The following is a 21,263-nucleotide window of genomic DNA, read 5'->3' as shown; positions in this document are numbered from 1 at the left end:
GAGTGAATATCGCCATACGTGACAGCCATATCAGCCGAGCACAGAGATGAGCTATGATATTAGTTAGTCGCCGCTTCAGCTGATTCTTCTTTCACTTCAACAGCATCATCACCTTCAACCACCATCACTTCTTTTACGTCGGTGGTTGCCACGGCTTTTTGCGCAGCAGCGGTAGAGCTGGTGCCAAAATAGCTGCCTGTGATTTGATCATAAGTACCGTTTTCTTTTAATTCAGCCAACGCTTTATTGAACTTAGCGACCAATGGATCGCCTTTACGAAGCGCGATACCCATGGCATCTTCGTCGGTGCTGATTTCTTGTCCTTTTACTTCATAGTCTTTGCCAGCATCCGTTTTTAGCCAATCGATGCCAGTGACTTTATCGGACATCATTGCCCGTACGCGACCTGAAGTCAGATCCAGATACGCATTGTCTTGGGTATCATAAAGCTTGATATCAGCATCTGCATGTTCATCCTGCAAGTACTGTGAAGCGACGGTTGAACGCTGTGGGGCAATGGGCTGACCTTTTAAGGCATCGACGCGAATGTCATCACCTTTTTTACCAATCAAGATAATGCCGGTGTGAAAGTACGGGTCAGTGAATTCAACCACTTCTTTACGCTCAGGCGTGATCGACATACCTGCGATAATTGCATCGAATTTCTGGGCATTTAGACCAGGAATGAGACCATCCCAATCTTGTGAGATGACTTCACATTTCGCTTTCATTTGTGCACACAGAGCGTCGACCAGCTCAATCTCATAACCAATTAACTTGCCATCAGCATCGGTATAACTGAACGGCTTATAGCTTGATTCGGTGGCAATTTTTATGTTCATAGGTGCATCGGCTGTGGTGTCAGCTGCCGCACCATCTTCTGGCGTGGCGCTATTATTACAACCAGCCAGCATAAGCATCGCGGCACTTAATGGCGCAAGCCAAAGCGCCTTAGTTTTTAACGATGATGTCATTGATATTGTCATGTTTGCTATTCCTTCATTTTTCAATCAGAAGATTATTGACCAAAGTTCGCTTGCTCAAGACGTGCCAGCTCACCGTTACTACGGATTTCGCTGAGTGCTTTATTAAAGTCGTCTCTGAGTGCGTCACCTTTACGAACAGCAATGGCAATATTGTCGTCATTGTCAATTTCGTCACCAACGATACCAAAGCCTTCAGGGTTGTCTGCCAACCATGATTTGGCAGAGACTTTTTCCGCCAATACTGCATCGCTACGACCAGACTTTAGATCCAGATAAGCATTGTCATAATTGTCATACAACTGCACAGTATTGCCGTCTTTGCCTTCATAGTTATCTTGTAAATAAGCGCCAGGCGTGGTTGAACGTTGACCACCAAGTGTCAAGTTTTTGATCGCCATAGGATCAAAACTGCCTTTGGTATCGGTCAGCCAAACCATCGTATTGGCAAAGTAAGGCTCGGTAAAGTCGACTTTTTCTTGACGCTCAGGTGTAATAGACATACCCGCAATCACTGCATCATATTTTTGTGCTAAAAGACCCGGAATAATACCATCCCAATCTTGAGCGACGATTTCACATTTGGCTTGCATCTGTTTACACAAGGCATTGGCAACGTCAATATCGTAGCCTGCCAAGCTGCCATCAGCATTGGTGTAGTTAAAAGGAGGATAAGCACCTTCGGTCGCGATACGAATGGTCTTGCCAGCCGTTTCTGCTGCAGTGGCGTCAGTGTTGCTATCAGTAGTTTCATTAGCCGGTTGACTACAGGCGCTCAGCATCAATGCGGCGGTAACGGTCATCGATGACCACAATAGGCGAGAATTCGACATCATACATTCCTTAAATTCTGATGGGTTTTTAATGTAGGGTTCTGATATTTTGTTCTCTGACGTCCCTGCCAGACAAGCAATATAGATAGCAGAATACACAAGCAGCCGTCATTATCGACCACCTGTAAACCTTTTGATAATACCTGAGTAAAATATCAAAAACAAACGTTTTACATACCGACTGTTATTAACGAGTAATAAACGGTCAACGCTGCTTACTAAGCAGTAATTTTATGCTTAAAATAAAATGACGATAGGGTGGTAAGAATATTACCACCCCATTTTTTCATATAAAACGGATACTAAATACGAGGCTAGTTCTGACGATGCGATGCCATAAAGTCTTTGACACGCTCAGAGGTAGGATTATCAAAAACTTGCTCGGGCGTGCCAATCTCTTCAATCACGCCTTGATGCAAGAACACCACTTTGCTTGATACTTCTCTCGCAAAACGCATCTCGTGGGTGACGATAAGCATAGTACGCCCCTCTTCTGCCAACTCACGCATGACGGCGAGCACTTCATTGACCAGCTCTGGATCTAAGGCTGAGGTTGGCTCATCGAATAGTAGCACCTGTGGCTGCATGGCAAGGGCACGGGCAATCGCGACACGCTGACGCTGACCACCAGATAAATTCGCTGGATAGGCGTCTTTTTTATCAAGCAAACCGACTTTGTCGAGCAGCTTTTCAGCATCGCTAATGGCTTGATCTTTTTTAATCTTTAAAACCTGCGTTGGTCCTTCGATGATGTTTTGCAAAATCGTTTTGTGCGGCCACAAGTTAAAGTTTTGGAAGACAAAACCCACGCGCGCGCGCAAATTTTCCAATTGCTTGATATCGACCGCTTGCAGCTCACCTGACTTGGCAGGCTTGAGCATCAGCTCATCATTACCGATAATGATACGACCTTGATTGGGCTTTTCGAGCAAATTAATGCAGCGCAGCAAGGTAGATTTACCTGAGCCTGATGAGCCCAAAATAGAGATGACATCACCGTCATATGCGGTAAGGGACACTCCTTTTAGTACTGCCAATGAGCCATAGCTTTTATGGACGTCTTGTAAATCTAAGGCGATAGGCCGAGTCGGATCTTTTGCAATATCAAGCATGGTTCAGCAGACTTCCAATAAATATGAGTGAAAACACGAATAAAAATAAATAAAAAATAGCGGCATAGGCAGCATAAATAGTATCAGCATCAATCATAGCATTATTGTGATAAGGCTATGATTCGTGACACAAATAGAAAAAATGTCACATTGTCTCTTATTACACAGCAAAAAGGCAAATCCTGTATTGAACCAGATGCTCAATCAGTGGTAAATACATATTAATAAGCCACTAAATAGCTAATATAAAAAAGCCCAGACTGTATTTACAGCGCTGAGCCTTATTTTATCACTTTCGTGTACTGGGCGTAGTTTTATCTGATTATCTAGTTTTATTCGCTTATATCATCAACTAATGATAACCAGTTAATCAAAGTAGCGATTTAATACGTCGAGACATGTTCTTCGCTCTCAGTACCGTCTAGCACTTCTGCGTCATCTGCTGTTACCACCGCCACATCATCATTATTACCCACTGCCATGCCATCATCGGCGCTAGCAACTGCAATATCATCACCTTCGCCTGCTGTCGCAACACCAGTAGCTTCATCCTCCACCGCTGTTTGTGCATCAACGGCTGGAGCAGTTTCCATAGGCGCTTCTTCTTTCTTACCGCAAGCGCCCAATGTCAATGCCGTGGCAACCAAACCAACTATCAGCAAGCTTTTACGCGTGCTGTTGTCGATAGTGTCATTTCTAATAGCCATTTTTATTCTCCATCATTATTTCATTTATTGAATTGTATTTGACGAACAACCATTCGTACATGAATGTCTGCCCTTTAATTGCTTTTTGATGCACCGTTAAGCTCTACTATACGTATGATTAATGCTAGCTACCTTAGTAATTACAACGCAGTTCTGTTGAAACCACGTAACCGCAAACTTGCGTTTTTGCTTTCTCTAAAATGATATTTGTACCATGAAATGGCAAGGACTCAGTAATGATAAAGTCAGTAAAATGACGCGACAACAATGCTCATAAACGCTATGTAAAGCAGGCACTGTTCACAAAATCATCTTTACTATCGCCTCAATCTCCTCTATGTTAAATAGCATAATACCTGACAGGTATCAAAATCATCTTTTTGCCACATTTTCGCCTTTTTGGGCGCTTTCATTTGCTTAAAACATTTATAACATAAGGAAAATAATTTATGAGTCAATCGAATACCACAGACGTTACTGCCTATATGCAAACTGTTGGCAAACAAGCACGAGCGGCTTCTCGTGTACTGGCTGCAGCAAACACGGGTGACAAAAACTCAGCATTAATGGCGATTCATGATGTGTTAAAAGAGGCCAAATCAGATATTTTGGCCGCCAATAAAATCGATATGGATAATGGACAAAGCAACGATTTAGAGGCAGCCTTACTAGATCGCCTAGAGCTAAATGATGCCCGCTTTGACGGTATGCTCCAGGGGTTAAAAGACGTCGCCTCATTACCAGATCCTATCGGCGAAGTCACTGACATGACCTATCAGCCATCAGGGATTCATTTGGGTAAAATGCGGGTGCCGCTCGGCGTGGTCGGCATGATTTATGAGTCGCGCCCTAACGTGACCTTAGAAGCGGCTTCATTGGCGCTAAAATCAGGCAACGCTATTATCTTGCGCGGCGGCTCTGAAGCGTTTGAATCCAATCAAGCGATTGCCAAGTGTATCTTGGAAGGGCTACAGAAAGTCGGGCTGTCTGAGCACAGTGTGCAAGTACTACAAACGACAGATCGTGCTGCTGTCGGCGAGCTGATCACCATGACAGATTATGTCGATGTCATCGTCCCACGCGGTGGCAAAGGATTGATTGAACGTATCAGCCGTGATGCTCGTGTTCCTGTCATCAAGCATTTAGATGGCAACTGCCATACCTTTATCGATAGCGATGCAGATGCCGAAATCGCCATCAAGGTCAGCGTCAATGCAAAAACCCATCGCTACGGTACGTGTAATACTATGGAGACGCTATTGATCGACGAATCAGTCGCGGGTGCGCTATTGCCAAAGATTGCCGAAGCCATTATAGCCGCTGACGATGCGATGCAACTGCGCCTTGATGACAAGTCGCAAGCCATCTTAAATGACAATGCTAAGCTTGCTGGACATCTGTCTGCGGCCACTGCTGAGGATTGGGATACCGAATATTTAGCGCCTATCTTAGCGGTAAAAGTATTGTCAGGTATTGACGAAGCCATTGAACATATCAACACTCATGGCAGCCATCATACCGATGTCATCATTACCGACAACTATACCAAGTCGCAACGTTTCATCCGTGAAGTCGACTCAGCGAGCGTCATGATTAACGCCTCTAGTCGTTTTGCCGATGGCTTTGAGTATGGATTGGGTGCTGAGATTGGCATCTCGACCGATAAAATCCACGCTCGTGGCCCAGTAGGACTTGAAGGTCTCACCTCACAGAAATGGATCGTTTATGGTCATGGTGAGACTCGCGCCTAACGTCTTATCGCTTAGCCTATCATCCACTCTCTCATTTAACGTATAATCCACAGAAAAACGCCAGCTCAATTGCTGGCGTTTTTTAGTAGTGTCAAATATGTTATATATGCGGTATTAAAACCATGTATATGGTAGAAGTCATGCGGCACGATAACAAAACAGGCGATAGGAAAGTGGGCTTATGCAGAGTGGTAAAATCAAGCACTGGAATTCAGATAAAGGCTATGGCTTTATCGATGTAGACAACCAAAGTGAAGACGTGTTTTTTCATGTGAGTAAAGTGCGATTATCACAGCCGATAACCATTGGTCAAAGCGTCTATTTTAATAGTCAGCGTAATGATAAAAACCAACTACGAGCCACTGAAGTCACTTCCAACGAATTGAGTATTTTAGCCACTCCAGACTCAAATATAACCAATCCCTATTCAAATACTGGCAGCCGACACAACTCTATTGATAATAACAAAAACCCGCGACACACTACCCGTGACAATCGCCATAGTCAGCGTGGTAACCAAAACAAGAGAAGCTTAGGCTCTACCCTATTTAGTGTGATTGCCCTGATTGCCGTTGCTGTTTATTTTTTTGGTGATTTGTCGTCTGGGTTTTTGACCGATAGTATTGACCCAACGACGGTATCACAAACCTCATCCGAGACCCAGCCAGCAAAGACAAGCGGCGTCACGGGCGATGCTCAGATAGACAATACCATTGCCCTTATACAACGAGGCGGGCCTTTTCCTTATCCTCATAAAGATGGCACGACATTTTATAATCGTGAGGGAGTATTGCCCACGCAGTCACAAGGCTACTACCGCGAATATACCGTGCCGACCCCTGGCGTGTCACATCGCGGTGCACGGCGTATCGTCACAGGTGGTCATCCGCCGACCGTATATTACTTAACCGTTGATCACTATGATAGCTTTCGCAGACTGGACGTAAAATAATATGAGTAAAGCCATCCACTATATTAATCTGGGTTTTGACCAAGATATTAACCAAAAAACTACAGCACTAAATGCTAGCATGCCCGCTCAGACTGTTAACATACCTATAAACGAGATACTTAATAAAACCACATTATTAACAAACTTAGCTAATGCTTGTGATTTTCCCAGCTATTTTTCACATAACTGGGATAGCGCATGGGACTGTTTAACGGACAGCAAAGTGACTCACCTGATGCTGGATCTAACAGCGGTGAAAAAAATAAACACCGAAGATTTTAATGTTTTCAAAAGCATCATTGAAGATGCCTACAGAGATTTTGGCAAGCCGCAATTATGGGTTATTATGCCGTCCGTGGATGATGCCTAGTCGCCAATCACCACACAAACCTGAATTCGAGATAAAACCATATTTATCCCGAATTCAGGTTAATTTATTTTTATAGAAAGGATTAATATATGGAAATTACCCTAAACGGCTATTACACGCTGATACTAGCCACTCTAGTGCTGCTGCTTGGGCGCTTTTTGGTCAAGAAAATTAAATTCTTAGAAGATTTTAATATTCCAGAGCCTGTTGCTGGTGGTTTGGTCGCGGCAATAGTGGTCTATATTCTAAATATCATTTGGGGATATAGTTTTAACTTTCATCAAGGATTACAGACGGCTACCATGCTGATGTTTTTTGCCTCTATTGGTTTGAGCGCTGATTTTAGTAGACTCAAAGCTGGTGGTACGCCATTGTTGATTTTTACCATCGTTGTGTCCGTTTTTATCGTCTTGCAAGATGTCGTTGGTGTGGCCATGGCAAGCGCGTTGGGACTTGATCCACTACTTGGATTAGTGACAGGTTCTATCGCCCTGACTGGTGGTCACGGTACGGCAGGCGCTTGGGGTATCACCTTGGAGCAAGATTACGGTGTGGTCGGTGCAACGACACTTGGTATCGCCGTTGCCACCTACGGCTTAGTCGCTGGTGGTATCATTGGTGGTCCTGTTGCCCGTCGTCTGATTCAAAAGCTGGGGTTAAAACCAACACCTGCCAATCCCAATCCTAGTGACATCGAAAAAGTCGCTGGTGCGCAGTCGCTTTATAGCACCAAACATGATGAAGATTCGGCGAGTAGCAATAAAGAAATTTTCGAAAGACCTGACAGCATGCGCTTTATCACCGCCTCTTCTACTATTGAGACATTGGCATTGTTTGCCGCAGCGTTGGCCTTCGCCGATGTCATGACGCTTGTTGCGCAAGGCACGTGGTTTGAGCTACCTACCTTCGTTTGGGCGTTGGCAGGTGGTGTGATTATTCGTAATGTCTTAACCACAATCTTTAATTTTGATATGTTTGATCGCTCTATCGACGTATTTGGTAACGCTTCTTTGAGTCTGTTCTTAGCCATGGCGCTGCTGTCATTGAAGCTATGGCAGCTGACTGATTTGGCAGGCCCTGTGTTGATTATCTTATTGGTACAGACGGTCATTATGGTTGTTTATGTCTATTTCATAACCTTTAAGGTGATGGGTAAAGACTATGATGCAGCGGTCTTGTCAGCTGGACATTGTGGTTTCGGTATGGGTGCGACGCCAACGGCGATTGCCAATATGCAGGCGGTCACGGATCGCTATCTGCCTTCGCCTAAGGCGTTTTTGATTGTGCCAATGGTTGGTGCATTCTTTGTCGATATCGTCAACGCGACGATCTTGCAGATATTTACTAAACTGCCGTTTATGTAATTTTATAAGCAATAAAGTCGAATTAACCTGAATAAGGCTGGGCTACGCTATCGTAACCCAGCCTTTTTATTGGTTATTCAACCTTCCTATAAAGATATGATTGAACTAAGCTAGATCATTACCTAGTATTGAGAGAATGATATGAGTAAAGACAAACTTATCAAGTTATCGAAAGAAGAGGAAGAAGCGCTGTTAGATAATTTGAGAGATTATATGAGCGAAGAGTTTGATTTGGATATCGGTAATTTACCTGCCAAGTTCTTATTCGATTTTATAGTGGACTTGATTGGCTCTAAAATATATAACCAAGCCATCGATGATGCTGAGCCTTGGTTATATGAGAGGTTTATGGGCATATTAGAAGACAGTCATGCGCTGAAGAAGGATTAGCTACTATTTTCTACGACACAAAAAAACCGCCTAGCAAATGCTAAGCGGCTTTTTATTTCAAGCTTAAAACTCAATAATTAAGACTTACTGATTTTTAGCATAAAACAGGTAAAGTAACGGATGAGAATATTTGTCTGGACTTAACTTAGTTGTCTACCTACTATTGAACTAATGATGACTGTTGTAGATATTTATGTTCTTTAATCCGATTTTCTCAAAACTGAAGGTCAGCCTCGCTCTAGCGACAACGTTATTTGCACAAATTGCTTGGGCAAATGACTCATTGACCGAGGTATGTAAAAAGCCACCTATCGCAAACTACGAGAGTATTGATTGCTTAAGTGAAGGATTAGCACGAGTAATGCGTACTACTTTTAAAAGCCCATATAATTACGACAAATATGGTTATGTTGACGCTTCAGGACAAATCATTGTACCACTGCAATATGATAAGGCTAAATCTTTTAATGAAGGGTTGGCCGCTGTCGCGACATCTCGCCCATTGGCAAATATCGTTATGCTAGATAAATGGGGCTTTATCAATGAAAAGGGCAACACTATTGCTTCATTACAATATGAAAATGTTGAGTCTTTTTCTGAAGGCTTAGCAATGGTTGAGAAAAATGGTAGTAGTGGATTCATCAATAAAACTGGAGAGCAAGTCATCCCATTACAATATAGTAATGCTGGGTCTTTTTCTGAAGGCATGGCAAGAGTTCAAAAAGATGATAAATGGGGTTTTATTAATAGAGCTGGAGAGGTTGTTATCCCTATCCAGTATGAATATGTAAACTCTTTTTCTGAAGGGTTAGCCGTCGTCGAAAAGGCTGGGAAATATGGATTTATCAATAAACAGGCCGATGAAATTATCCCTCCACAATATGGCAATGCAACCTCTTTTAGTGAGGGCTTAGCCAGTGTAACCATGGCTGAACACTATCCATCCTCAGATGATCATTATGGATTTATTGATAAAAAAGGAGATTTTGTCATTCCAGAGCAGTTTAATAGCGCTCACTCTTTTGAGCAGGGTATCGCACGGGTAGAAAAAGAAGGCAAATGGAGTCTCATCGACCAAAGCGGAAATAAAATCACTCCTATACAGTACAGTGCTATTGAAGTTTTCGATGAAGGGCTAGCCCGCGTTGAGAAGAACTATAAGTTTGGCTTTATTAATAGAGCGGGTCATGAGGTCATACCTACAGTATATGATTCTGTCGAAGACTTTAGTCAAGGGTTAGTTATCGTCACAAAAGAAAATAAAAGAGGGGTTATCGATAGCACAGGTAATGTCATTGTGGCTGTGGAATTTGACAGTATCTCGCACACTGCCGACGGTATTATACATATCTCTCAAGCAGATAAATTTGGCTTTTTAGATGCGTCAGGTAAAGTCATCTCACCACCACAATACGATGAGGCTGGTGTATTTATTGATGGTCTAGCGTGGGTTAAAAAAGACAATAAATATGGTTTCATTGACAAGTTAGGTAACGCAGTTATCCCCTTGCAATATGAGAATGTTTTGGATTTTAATAAAGGTCTTGCCCCTGTCACTAAAAATGGTCAATCAGGGTTTATAGATACGACAGGAGCTATAATTATCCCTCTAAAGTATGATTATACTTGGCATTTTGATAAAGACTTATTAGCAGTTGATATAGACGGTATGATGGGGCTAATCAATCAAATTGGCCAAGTGGTCATACCGTTAGAATACGATAAAATTGATACGTTTGAAGCAGGTTTAGCACCCGCTCAAAAAGACGGATTATGGGGCTTTATTGATACAAAAAATAAAACCGTTGTTCCCTTTAAATACGATAAGGTTGAGCCTTTTACCAATGGTATAGCTCACGTCACCAAAAAGACTAAAGTGGGCTTGGTAGATAAACTGGGTAAAGAGATTGTGCCAGTACAGTTCAATGACCTTAAGTTTTTAGATTTAACGTATATTAATTTTTTGGATGAAGCTCTAAAAGGTGCAACGACCTTTAAATTAGAAGATGAGCAAGACAATAGCTTAGCTGTAGTAGATAAAAAAAACAAATTTTCAGAAGATAGTCTATGGTACTTTGAAGGAGACATTGCTGGTGTAAAACAAGAGGCGCAATTAGGATATTTCGATAATGATATCGCCATTATTCCGCAGAACCAAGACGCTATAAAGCCTTTTAATAAAGGTGTCATACTTGTTAAAAAAGAAGGCAGTATATTTTATCTCAAAACAGAAGTGCGCCGACCATAAAAAAACCGCCTAGCAAACGCTAAGCGGTTTTTTACTTTATACAACACTTAATAAGCGCTGGCTAAAACAGAGAGAAACGGCTTACTGATTTTTTTCGTAAACTGGTAACTCTTTGCAGATCGCTTCTACTTTACCGCGTACTTCAGTAGCGACCGCTTCATCACCGCGGCTATCTAGTACATCACAAATCCAACCTGCCAAATCACCCGCTTGCGCTTCGTTGAAGCCACGAGTAGTGATTGCTGGCGTGCCGATACGGATACCAGACGTCACGAACGGCGATTTTGGATCATTTGGTACGGCGTTTTTATTCACAGTAATATGCGCATCGCCAAGCCATTTGTCCGCTTCTTTACCCGTCATTTCTTGCTTAACGAGGCTGATCAGCATGAGATGGTTTTCCGTACCGCCAGATATGATTTCATAGCCGCGGTCTTGAACCACTTTTGCCATCGCTTTAGCGTTTTTAACCACTTGCTGCTGATAAGTAGAAAAGTTATCTTCTAACGCTTCTTTAAAGCAAACCGCTTTTGCCGCGATGACATGCATCAACGGGCCACCTTGGTTACCTGGGAATACGGCAGAATTCAGCTTTTTAGCAAGTACTTCATCACGTGCCAAAATCATACCTGAACGTGGGCCACGTAGGGTTTTGTGTGTTGTCGTTGTAACCACATCAGCGAACGGTACTGGGTTTGGATAAACACCACCAGCAACTAGACCAGCAACGTGCGCCATATCTACTAGCAAATAAGCACCAACTTCATCAGCGATTTCACGGAAACGCGCCCAATCTACTACCTGTGAATACGCTGAAAAACCAGCAATAATCATTTTAGGCTTATGCTCTTTTGCCAAACTTTCAACTTGGTCATAATCGATAAGACCAGTGCCTTCGACCAAGCCGTACTGTACAGCATTGTAGTTCAGACCTGAAAAGTTAATGTGTGCGCCGTGAGTCAAGTGACCACCTGCATCTAAGCTCATGCCTAGTACGGTGTCATTTGCTTCAAGTAACGCTAAAAATACGGCAGAGTTTGCTTGGCTACCAGAATGTGGCTGGACGTTGACGTACTCAGCACCGAACAACTCTTTTGCACGATCAATCGCCAATTGCTCTACAACGTCTACATGCTCACAACCACCATAGTAACGCTTGCCAGGATAGCCTTCAGCGTATTTGTTGGTCAGATCTGTGCCTTGCGCTTCCATCACTGCTTGCGAGCAGTAGTTTTCAGACGCAATCAATTCGATATGGTTTTCTTGACGAACGCTTTCTGCAGCCATCGCTTCAGCAAGTACTGGATCAAAATCTTTGATAGAAATATCTTTAAACATAGTGATGTCCTAGGTAGTGACTGTCATTGAAAAATGTCGTTGAAAAGAAGCTTATAGGCTGCCCACAATAAAACAATTACTGTGTCAACGTCGCTCAAAGTACCAGCGGTACTTTTACGCTCAGTTTTATGGTATGACCATTATTGTGAATTGAGTCTATTAGCAAAGATAAGTAGGAGTAAGCAGAGGCAATAGGCCTATCATTAACTTGTCCAATTCGGCAATAAACTCGATACGCGTTGGCATCAAAATCATCGCTAAACATTAAGTGTAACATGAAAATTTGTGCGGTGAGCGCAAAAAAACCTCACTGTAAGCTGAGTGAATTAAATGGTGATATAACGCAGATAAATAGCCAATAAAATAAATGGTTTACCGATATCATATTGCTCCTAGCCTGTTGTTGGTCAGCAGATTATTAGCGATATTTATCTATTGGCTGGCTACTTAACGGATATTCAACTGTCAGTAGTGACAAATGCTGGCAAGAAAGTTTCGCTGATCAGCAACTGGCGACCATACCAATCATAACGTGTTTGCCGTTGCCAACCCTCACTTGTCTGCTGGATAAAACGCTGATTGGGCAAAGTCCGACTGCGTTTAAATAACACATAACCGATGGGTGTACCTTTGAGCTGCTGTAAACGGCGGGCGTGACCTTTGAGACTGGGTAACGGAAAGATACTTTGCGCGGCCACCCACGGGCGCGCGTCATTGCCATATAGTTGCGCTTCACGCACCCATGCTAGCATGGGACGATTTAGCATGGCACCTGTGACATTCAATTGTTTTTTTTGTGCCAATGACAGCAATCGGTAGCCCTCAAAGCTACGCTCCACGCGCAAGGGCTGCCCTGCTTTCACTTCCAACACCGCCGTGAGAGAGCCTGCGACATTGAGCCACGAGAGTAGCTCACTAGGAGGAGACAAATGGGTAAGACAAATAAAAGGAGTACTGGACATAGTTAACGGCTAATAGTGACATAATAATAAAAAAGAAAGCGAGCGTTAGGCGTATTAAGCAAAGCCTATTGATTGGTATCAAAGGCTGGCATATTATCCGCATTAAAGGGCAATGCCTCAAACGCTTGCTGACGATACTGCGCCATATGCTCACGGTCTTGGGCGCAAAAATTTGCGATAGCTGGCACAAAACGTGGGTCATAAATACGGTGGATAGAGTGTGTCGTCGTTGGAATAAAACCACGAACCAGCTTATGCTCCCCTTGCGTACCCGGATCAAAATACTTAAGCCCTTGCTCGATGGCAAACTCAATACCTTGATAATAACACAGCTCGAAGTGTAAGCTGTCGTACTCACCCAGTGCCCCCCAATAGCGACCATAGAGAGTGGCATTTTCGCTATGGCGATCATCGTATAAAAACAAGCTACTGGCGATAATTTCTCCAGAGGCATCTAACGCTTGTGCGAGCATTAAGTGCTCAGACATAGTCGCTGCCAGTGCCATAAAAAAATCTATCGTCAAATAAGGCTGTTGTCCACGTACTGCATACGTCATCACATAACAATGATAAAAGGCTTTCCAGTCCTCATCGGTAATAGCATCACCGCATTTACGTTGGCAGCTGATGCCTTGCTCGGCGACCTTACGACGCTCAGCACGGATGGTTTTGCGTTTTTTGGCTTTTAGCGTCGCTAAGAATGCTTCAAAATCAGCAAACGGTTGGCAGTCTTGTAGCAAGTCTTTATTTTGCCATAAGAACTGGCAGCCTTGACGTTCCAGTATGGGCATGTCAATTGCGGTTGATTCTAAACCATTATCTTGAGCGGCTAGCAAATGCGCTACATCAATATCAGTAGGCATAGATGCCGTGGCAATTGTAGCCAATTCAGGCGTAATGAATAATCCGTGCCAGCTTGAGGCACCTACTTGCTGAGCAATATCATCGACGCCTGCGATAGCTGCTTTTATAATATCGGTGGTTAACGTTTCACCTTTTGCCAACCAAAGCCGCTGACCCGTAATCGGTGTATAGGGCACGCTGGTGACCAGCCTTGGATAATAATCCACACCATAACGCGCATAGGCTTCTGCCCATGAATGATCAAACACAAACTCGCCACGATGATGACCTTTGAGGAATATTGGCAACACCGCCACAGGATGCGCGACTGTTTGCGCAGCTTCATTAATCGCAGAATGGTTTTCGCTATGGTTTTCACTATGATCAGCGTGGTCTATCGAGCTGCCGCTTTGACTATCTGCGACACGATGTACCAACACAAATATCGGCAACCAGCCTGCCTGCTCACCAATCGCGCCAGTGTCAGCTAGCGCCTGCCAAAAGGCAAACGACATAAAAGGGGTATCGGGGGTTTGCCAGTCTGCTTGACTCTGCCAGCTGGTGTCATTGAGTAATGCATATTGTAAACTCATAATACTCACTATTTATTTTTATATGGGCGTAGTTTTTTATACCTTGTTTCGTATATGACTAGCCTAGCAAAATTCTACTCAAATTCTGTCACAATTATGCTCTCATCATTTTCAGATATTATGAATAAAACAGATAACAATGCGTTCTCAATAATAAAAGCTACCCCAGTAAAATCATCTCTAAAAACATAGATGATTTGGTTTGTCAGCTCATTTCTGACAGAAGAGTAAGAATCACTTAGTCACGACTCATATCTATGATATGACTGGCAGTTTTTTGAATAATGATTGTATTATTCATCGTTTTATGACGAATATTAGCAGGCAGTGTTTGTATAGAAAGGATGAAATTTTTATCGATGACTGGTAGAATAAGGCTCTTAACAGCTTAATGTAATTAAGACATATTAGAAACAACCGAAAACACTACACTTAGTTCATTATGCGATATTGACATCGTATCAGATTTATAATCAGTTAACTATGATGTAGCGTCCGCACTCTATTTTTAAGTCATTCATATGAGCAGGTCGTTCAGACAAGACAGTCAAACTGCCGCTTAACGAAGAAAAATTCTAAGCAGACTCGATGGTCTCCAAGAAACTGGCTACAAAAAACTCGCGACACATTATTTAGTATCGTTGCATGATCCATTATTACATCAGAGCTGCATGGAATTATTAACTTATATTTGAGCCTTATTATTAATTACAACTAAAAGGAATGCCCAACTAATGTCTAAAATTATTTATACAAAAACTGACGAAGCACCAGCGCTAGCAACCTTATCATTTTTGCCAATTGTAAAAGCTTTTACTCAAACAGCAGGCATCGAAGTTGAAACCAGCGATATCTCTGTTGCTGCCCGTGTGTTGGCTGAGTTTCCAGAGTACTTAACGGAAGAGCAGCGCGTTCCTGATAATCTGGCTGAGCTGGGTCGTCTGACTCAAGATCCAGACACCAATATCATTAAACTGCCTAATATCAGTGCTTCTGTTCAACAGCTAAAAGCTTGTATCAAAGAATTACAAAGCAAAGGCTACGCTATTCCTGACTTTCCAGATGATCCTAAGACAGAAGAAGAAGAAGAGATCCGTAAGCGTTATGGCAAAAGCTTGGGCAGTTCTGTCAACCCAGTATTGCGTGAAGGCAACTCAGATCGCCGTGCACCAAAAGCGGTTAAAAACTATGCACGCAAGCATCCACACTCTATGGGTGAATGGAAGCAATGGTCACAGACCCACGTATCGCACATGCACAGTGGCGATTTCTATGCTGGTGAGCAATCTATCACTTTGGATAAAGCACGTACTGTACGTATGGAACGTGTCGCTGAAGATGGCACTATTCATGTCTTCAAAACAGGCATTGCCTTGCTGGACAAAGAAGTCATCGACTTGATGTTTATGAGCAAAAAATCATTACTTGAGTTTTATGAGCGTGAAATGGAAGATTGCCGCGAAGCTGGTATCTTGTTTTCACTGCACGTAAAAGCCACGATGATGAAAGTATCGCATCCTATCGTGTTCGGTCATGCGGTCAAAACTTATTATAAAGATGCCTTTAATAAACATGGTGCTTTCTTTGACGAGCTAGGTATCAACGTCAACAACGGCATGGCAAGTTTGTATGAAAAGATCGCTGAGCTACCAGCCAGTAAACGTGAAGAAATCGAACGCGATTTACATGCTTGCCAAGTGCATCGTCCACGCCTAGCGATGGTTGATTCATCAAAAGGCATCACCAACTTTCATTCGCCAAGTGACGTGATTGTTGATGCGTCTATGCCTGCAATGATTCGCTCAGGCGGTAAAATGTGGGGCGCTGATGGCAAAATGTATGACTGTAAAGCCGTCATGCCTGAGTCTACCTTTGCTCGTATCTATCAAGAAATGATTAACTTCTGTAAATGGCATGGCAATTTTGACCCAACGACGATGGGTACGGTTCCTAACGTTGGTTTGATGGCACAAAAAGCCGAAGAGTATGGCTCGCATGACAAGACTTTTGAGGCGAGTGGTTCAGGATTGGCTCGTATTGTCGATGAAGATACTGATGAGGTATTGCTTGAGCAGCAGGTTGAAAACGGCGATATTTGGCGCATGTGTCAGGTTAAGGATGAGCCTATCCAAGATTGGGTAAAACTTGCGGTACGCCGTGCCCGCGAATCAGATACACCAGTTATCTTTTGGCTAGACCCTTACCGTCCGCACGAAAACGAGCTGATCAAAAAAGTTCAAACTTACTTAAAAGATCATGATACGACAGGCCTGCATATTGAAATCATGTCACAGGTTCGTGCGATGCGTTATACGCTAGAGCGCGTTGCCCGTGGTCTGGATACTATCTCTGCGACCGGTAATATTTTACGTGATTACTTGACTGACTTGTTCCCAATTTTAGAATTAGGAACCAGTGCGAAAATGCTGTCAGTCGTACCATTAATGAAAGGCGGCGGTTTGTTTGAAACGGGCGCTGGTGGTTCTGCACCTAAACACGTTCAACAGTTGTTAGAAGAGAACCATTTACGTTGGGATTCATTGGGTGAGTTCTTAGCCTTGACCGTGTCTTTGGAGCATTTGGCCAGTCACGATAACAATGCTAAAGCGCAAATCTTGGCGGATACATTGGACACGGCGACAGAAAAACTGTTGTTAAACAACAAAGGTCCTTCACGTAAAACAGGTGAAATCGATAACCGTGGTAGTCATTTCTATCTGGCGATGTACTGGGCACAAGAGCTTGCGGCACAAGATAAAGATGCTGATCTTAAAGCAAAATTTGCACCATTGGCAGAAAAACTTGAGAGCAACGAAGCTGCTATCGTCAAAGAGCTAAATGAAGCTCAAGGCAAGCCTGTAGACTTAAAAGGTTACTACTTGGCAGACGAAGCATTAGCTGAACAAGCGATGCGTCCAAGCACGCTATTCAATGCAGCCATCGCCTCATTGTAATTGAGTTGTGTGCTCATACAGCAAACAATTGGGCTTAATTTTCTTTACTTATAAAGACTTTTGAACCCAGTTAGGCACAATAAAAACACCGCTTAGGTCTCAGACTTAAGCGGTGTTTTTTATGCTTGAACATAAGACAGTACGTTTAAAACGTTACTTTTAAAATATCACTTATAAACAGCAAAAAACTGCCAATAAAAAAGCCACCTACATAACTGGAGATGGCTTTTTGACATTGATAAGTTCAGCGATACTTTTGTGAATATTGATACTTTTATCAATACTATAAAATGCTGATAACAGCTGACTCAGTGCTATATACTTTTTAAACATCCATGTGCTTGATAACCGCTTTACCAAACTCAGAAGTACTGAGCAAGATAGCATCTGGCATGAGGCGCTCAAAGTCATAAGTGACTGTTTTATTAGCGATAGCACCTTGGATACCACTGATAATGAGATCAGCGGCTTCTGTCCAACCCATGTCTCGTAACATCATCTCAGCTGATAAAATTAATGAGCCAGGATTTACTTTATTCTGACCCGCATATTTAGGTGCTGTGCCATGAGTTGCCTCATAAACCGCAATTGCGCCGCCTTTGTTAGCGCCCGGTGCGATACCAATACCGCCCACCTCGGCTGCTAGGGCATCAGAGATATAATCACCGTTTAAGTTTAGCGTCGCAACGACTGAATAATCCGCAGGACGCATCAAGATTTGCTGCAGAAAGGCATCAGCAATAACATCCTTGATAATAATATCATTGCCTGTTTTTGGATTTTTCATTGTCATCCAAGGACCACCATCTAATAATTCTGCATCGAAGCGTTCTGCTGCCAGCTCATAGCCCCATTCCTTAAATGCGCCTTCGGTATACTTCATAATATTGCCTTTGTGCACTAAAGTCACACTGGGCAAATCATTATCGATAGCATGTTGAATGGCTTTACGTACCAGACGCTGCGAGCCTTCTTTGGATACTGGCTTGATGCCGATACCGCAATCATCATCGAAGCGGATCTTCGTAACGCCCATCTCTTCTTTTAAGAATTTGATGATTTTCTTAGCATCCTCACTGCCCGCTTTCCATTCGATACCTGCATAGATATCTTCTGAATTTTCACGGAAAATAACCATATCTGTCAGCTCAGGATGCTGAACAGGACTTGGTACACCTTCAAACCAGCGAACTGGGCGCTGACAGACATAGAGGTCAAGCTCTTGACGTACCGCCACATTCAATGAGCGAAAGCCACCGCCAACTGGCGTGGTCAATGGGCCTTTGATACTGATAACATAGTCTTTTAAAATCTCTAGCGTCTCGCTTGGCAGATAGTCACCATCGTATATTTTAGCGGCTTTTTCGCCAAGATAAGCCTCCATCCAAATGATGGACTGTTTGCCATGATAAGCTTTCTCCACGGCCGCATTGACCACTTTTATCATGACCGGCGTGATATCGATCCCGATACCATCGCCTTCAACGAACGGGATAATAGGATGATTGGGTACATTTAGCGACAGATCAGCATTTACGGTAATTTTTTCGCCGTCTCTCGGGACGATAACCTTCTCATAAGACATGGATAAAACTCCTTGGTTGTATGTTAGATATCGCAAGCATCCTTAGCACTCTGTTATGCTAGCCACTCTACTATGATTATTTATACCGCTTTAAACGCGGATTGGCCAAACTAAAAACTTTTAGCAATAGGTAAGTTGCGATATGCTGATAAATGATTTAAAAAATGAATAAATAAAATAGCGGTGCACTGAATAATCATTTATTGACTTAACGATACTGTAGAAATCCCTTTAGTAAAACAGCATCCACACAGACTGTTATAATAACGCGCAAAATAACAAAGATACTTTATATAAAATCAACAAATTTGCAGCTTATAGCGTTGATTTAAAAAAATAACGTTTTATTAGGGCGTGTCCTCGTTTTAAAAATCGTAAATTGAGGACCCGCCCCAGCCTCAAAATACGCACAAAATAATGATTCAAATTTAGGAAATCCCAAACCATGTCGACCTCTAGTCTGATTTTATTCAATAAACCTTATGGGGTGCAAAGTCAGTTTCGTGCTGACAGCAACAATAATCACACCACCCTATCACAGTATTTTACCGATAAGTCTTTACGGATTGCTGGTAGGCTTGATGCCACCTCAGAGGGCTTGCTGATTTTAACGAGTGATGGTCGAGTCAATAAAGCCATTACCCAGCCACCTTCTGCTGCTGATTTTGCAAAAAACCGTCATAAGCAGGGCAAAACTTACTTGGTGCAAGTTGAAGGCACAGCAACGCCAGCGCAGTTGAATGAGCTTGCCTCTGGCGTACATTTAAAAGATGGCAAGACACTACCGGCGACGGCTCTCATGGTAGAAGAGGCAAACTTACCCATTGATTTATGGCAACGTGAGCCGCCTATTCGTGAGCGTAAGAATGTACCGACTTCATGGCTCATGCTGACGATTTATGAAGGTAAGAATCGCCAAGTCAGACGTATGACAGCGCAGGTTGGACTGCCTTGCCTGCGTTTGATACGCTGGTCAGTGGCAGGGTTTGAATTGGGTGATTTAGCCGTTGGTGAGTTTGTGCGCATTCATCTCACTAGCGAACGCTGTCAGCAATTAGGCATTCTTGATTGATTAATTAATTATTACTATCAATCTACTGGTATCTCATTGCTGATTACTTGTGACTGGCATCTGCTTATTTGGGCGTGCCCGCATTTCTATCAGTTTTTTAGATCAGAATACGTCTTAGTCATTGGCTTTGATAGCAATTAAAACCAATTACGACTTGCTAAACATCGCGTCTCGAACGAGCAAGGTTTATCTGCTAAGCTTCAGTACACCATTGTTTAGGTATCATAAGTCTCATCCACTTATCATTTGATTTTTTATTATAGGGATATGTTATGTTTGTTTCTCGTCGTTGGATCTTGTTGGCCACTAGCGTCTCTACGGCGCTTATACTGAGCGCCTGTCAGCCGACAAAAGACAACGATGACACAGATTCTAATGCAGCGACCCCACCTGTGACTGATATCGTCGATGCTCCAAATGACGTTGACGCTGACAACGAACTAGTAGCTGGCGAAAACAGCGCGTATGAGAGTCAAATGACTGACATACTCAGAGACTATACAAGGTCGATGACTAGAATGCATGATGAGATGATGATCGGTATGGGTTATAACGATCCTGATACAGCCTTTGCTAAAGCGATGCTTGGACACCACCGCGGTGCCGTAGAAATGGCAAAAATTCAGCTGAAACATGGTACTGACGAAGAGATGCGTCAATTGGCACAAGAGATTATCGCCGCTCAGCAAGTTGAAATCGATATTTTGAATAAATGGCTTGCTAGCCACCCTGATACAGCCAAACCTAAACCCAATACTGAAGCGATGCAGCAAGCCTATGCCAGAAGCATGGATGTCTTAAATGGCGAGATGGTATTGGGTATCGCCGATCCTGTGCCTGACATGGCATTTGCACGTGGTATGCTGCCGCATCATATTGGCGCGGTAGAGATGGCAAACATTCAGCTGACATATGGCACTGACGAAGAGATGCGTCAATTGGCACAAGATATCATCGATGGTCAGCAGACTGAGATTGAGCATATGCAACAATGGATTGCAGATGCTAGTGCTAGTGCTAGTGCTAGTACCGATAAAAATGCTAAAAATGCACAGGCTGCAAATGAAGCGGATAATCATCAGCAATCTGAGCAAGCTGCTTCTTAGGTGCTGAATTACTAAACGCTGACCTAGCTGTTAATTTTTAGCACGCCTGAAAAAGACTACCAGTCATTACATAAAGCCCCTGCCAAATAATATTATTTAG

Annotated in this window: 17 protein-coding genes; 9 read left to right on the top strand and 8 right to left on the bottom strand. The window is 43.0% G+C overall.

Annotated elements, in window-relative coordinates; all coding sequences use genetic code 11:
• Positions 1-59: 59 nt before the first annotated feature.
• The 4 genes from JMV76_RS05835 to JMV76_RS05820 all read right to left on the bottom strand — a co-directional run bounded on the left by JMV76_RS05835 (position 60) and on the right by JMV76_RS05820 (position 3,635).
• Positions 60-986, bottom strand: coding sequence for a transporter substrate-binding domain-containing protein (locus JMV76_RS05835; protein ID WP_201501952.1), 927 nt, complete (start codon positions 984-986; stop codon positions 60-62).
• Positions 987-1,018: 32 nt separating this feature from the next.
• On the bottom strand, positions 1,019-1,819 hold the full coding sequence (locus JMV76_RS05830) for a transporter substrate-binding domain-containing protein (protein WP_173936682.1): 801 nt from the start codon (positions 1,817-1,819) through the stop codon (positions 1,019-1,021).
• A gap of 311 nt (positions 1,820-2,130) precedes the next feature.
• Positions 2,131-2,928 (bottom strand): ABC transporter ATP-binding protein, encoded by a 798-nt coding sequence (locus JMV76_RS05825; protein WP_045443533.1) that lies wholly within the window; start codon positions 2,926-2,928, stop codon positions 2,131-2,133.
• Between the two features lie 383 nt (positions 2,929-3,311).
• The gene (locus JMV76_RS05820) at positions 3,312-3,635 is read right to left on the bottom strand and encodes a hypothetical protein (RefSeq protein ID WP_201501951.1); all 324 of its coding nucleotides are present in this window, start codon (positions 3,633-3,635) and stop codon (positions 3,312-3,314) included.
• A 449-nt stretch (positions 3,636-4,084) separates the two neighbouring features.
• Between JMV76_RS05820 and JMV76_RS05815 the strand changes: the two genes are divergently transcribed.
• The 6 genes from JMV76_RS05815 (at position 4,085) to JMV76_RS05790 (ending at position 10,710) form a co-directional block, all read left to right on the top strand.
• On the top strand, positions 4,085-5,386 hold the full coding sequence (locus JMV76_RS05815) for a glutamate-5-semialdehyde dehydrogenase (protein WP_201501950.1): 1,302 nt from the start codon (positions 4,085-4,087) through the stop codon (positions 5,384-5,386).
• Between the two features lie 181 nt (positions 5,387-5,567).
• Positions 5,568-6,338 (top strand): ribonuclease domain-containing protein, encoded by a 771-nt coding sequence (locus tag JMV76_RS15060; RefSeq protein ID WP_201501949.1) that lies wholly within the window; start codon positions 5,568-5,570, stop codon positions 6,336-6,338.
• Between the two features lies 1 nt (position 6,339).
• Positions 6,340-6,708, top strand: a complete 369-nt coding sequence (locus JMV76_RS05805) for a barstar family protein (RefSeq protein ID WP_201501948.1) — start codon at positions 6,340-6,342, stop codon at positions 6,706-6,708.
• 89 nt (positions 6,709-6,797) lie between these two features.
• A complete protein-coding gene (gene gltS / locus JMV76_RS05800) occupies positions 6,798-8,072 on the top strand; it encodes a sodium/glutamate symporter (RefSeq protein WP_045453577.1) in 1,275 nt (424 codons plus the stop codon).
• Positions 8,073-8,213: 141 nt separating this feature from the next.
• The gene (locus tag JMV76_RS05795; protein WP_045443523.1) at positions 8,214-8,462 is read left to right on the top strand and encodes a DUF2164 domain-containing protein; all 249 of its coding nucleotides are present in this window, start codon (positions 8,214-8,216) and stop codon (positions 8,460-8,462) included.
• A gap of 193 nt (positions 8,463-8,655) precedes the next feature.
• Positions 8,656-10,710: a WG repeat-containing protein gene (locus tag JMV76_RS05790; protein ID WP_201501947.1), complete on the top strand. Its 2,055-nt coding sequence runs from the start codon at positions 8,656-8,658 to the stop codon at positions 10,708-10,710.
• An 81-nt stretch (positions 10,711-10,791) separates the two neighbouring features.
• Here the strand turns inward: JMV76_RS05790 and glyA are convergent, their stop codons facing one another.
• The 3 genes from glyA to JMV76_RS05775 all read right to left on the bottom strand — a co-directional run bounded on the left by glyA (position 10,792) and on the right by JMV76_RS05775 (position 14,446).
• Positions 10,792-12,048, bottom strand: coding sequence for a serine hydroxymethyltransferase (gene glyA / locus JMV76_RS05785; protein WP_055123466.1), 1,257 nt, complete (start codon positions 12,046-12,048; stop codon positions 10,792-10,794).
• A gap of 458 nt (positions 12,049-12,506) precedes the next feature.
• Complete coding sequence (locus JMV76_RS05780) at positions 12,507-13,010, bottom strand: chorismate--pyruvate lyase family protein (RefSeq protein ID WP_198329611.1); 504 nt, start codon at positions 13,008-13,010, stop codon at positions 12,507-12,509.
• 65 nt (positions 13,011-13,075) lie between these two features.
• The gene (locus JMV76_RS05775; protein ID WP_201501946.1) at positions 13,076-14,446 is read right to left on the bottom strand and encodes a GNAT family N-acetyltransferase; all 1,371 of its coding nucleotides are present in this window, start codon (positions 14,444-14,446) and stop codon (positions 13,076-13,078) included.
• Between the two features lie 734 nt (positions 14,447-15,180).
• Between JMV76_RS05775 and JMV76_RS05770 the strand changes: the two genes are divergently transcribed.
• A complete protein-coding gene (locus JMV76_RS05770) occupies positions 15,181-17,400 on the top strand; it encodes an NADP-dependent isocitrate dehydrogenase (protein WP_055123469.1) in 2,220 nt (739 codons plus the stop codon).
• Positions 17,401-17,725: 325 nt separating this feature from the next.
• Here the strand turns inward: JMV76_RS05770 and icd are convergent, their stop codons facing one another.
• Positions 17,726-18,985, bottom strand: a complete 1,260-nt coding sequence (gene icd / locus JMV76_RS05765) for an NADP-dependent isocitrate dehydrogenase (protein ID WP_055123470.1) — start codon at positions 18,983-18,985, stop codon at positions 17,726-17,728.
• Positions 18,986-19,430: 445 nt separating this feature from the next.
• Here icd and JMV76_RS05760 point away from each other — a divergent pair, with 445 nt between their 5' ends.
• Together JMV76_RS05760 and copM are read left to right on the top strand one after the other, a co-directional pair.
• Positions 19,431-20,057, top strand: coding sequence for a pseudouridine synthase (locus JMV76_RS05760; protein ID WP_201501945.1), 627 nt, complete (start codon positions 19,431-19,433; stop codon positions 20,055-20,057).
• 272 nt (positions 20,058-20,329) lie between these two features.
• Complete coding sequence (gene copM, locus JMV76_RS05755) at positions 20,330-21,163, top strand: CopM family metallochaperone (RefSeq protein ID WP_201501944.1); 834 nt, start codon at positions 20,330-20,332, stop codon at positions 21,161-21,163.
• Positions 21,164-21,263 lie beyond the last annotated feature (100 nt).

The organism is Psychrobacter cibarius (assembly GCF_904845955.1).
Lineage (GTDB): Bacteria > Pseudomonadota > Gammaproteobacteria > Pseudomonadales > Moraxellaceae > Psychrobacter > Psychrobacter cibarius_B.
The sequence above is the reverse complement of the archived record's forward strand: the minus strand, read 5'-3'. Positions and strand labels throughout refer to the sequence as shown.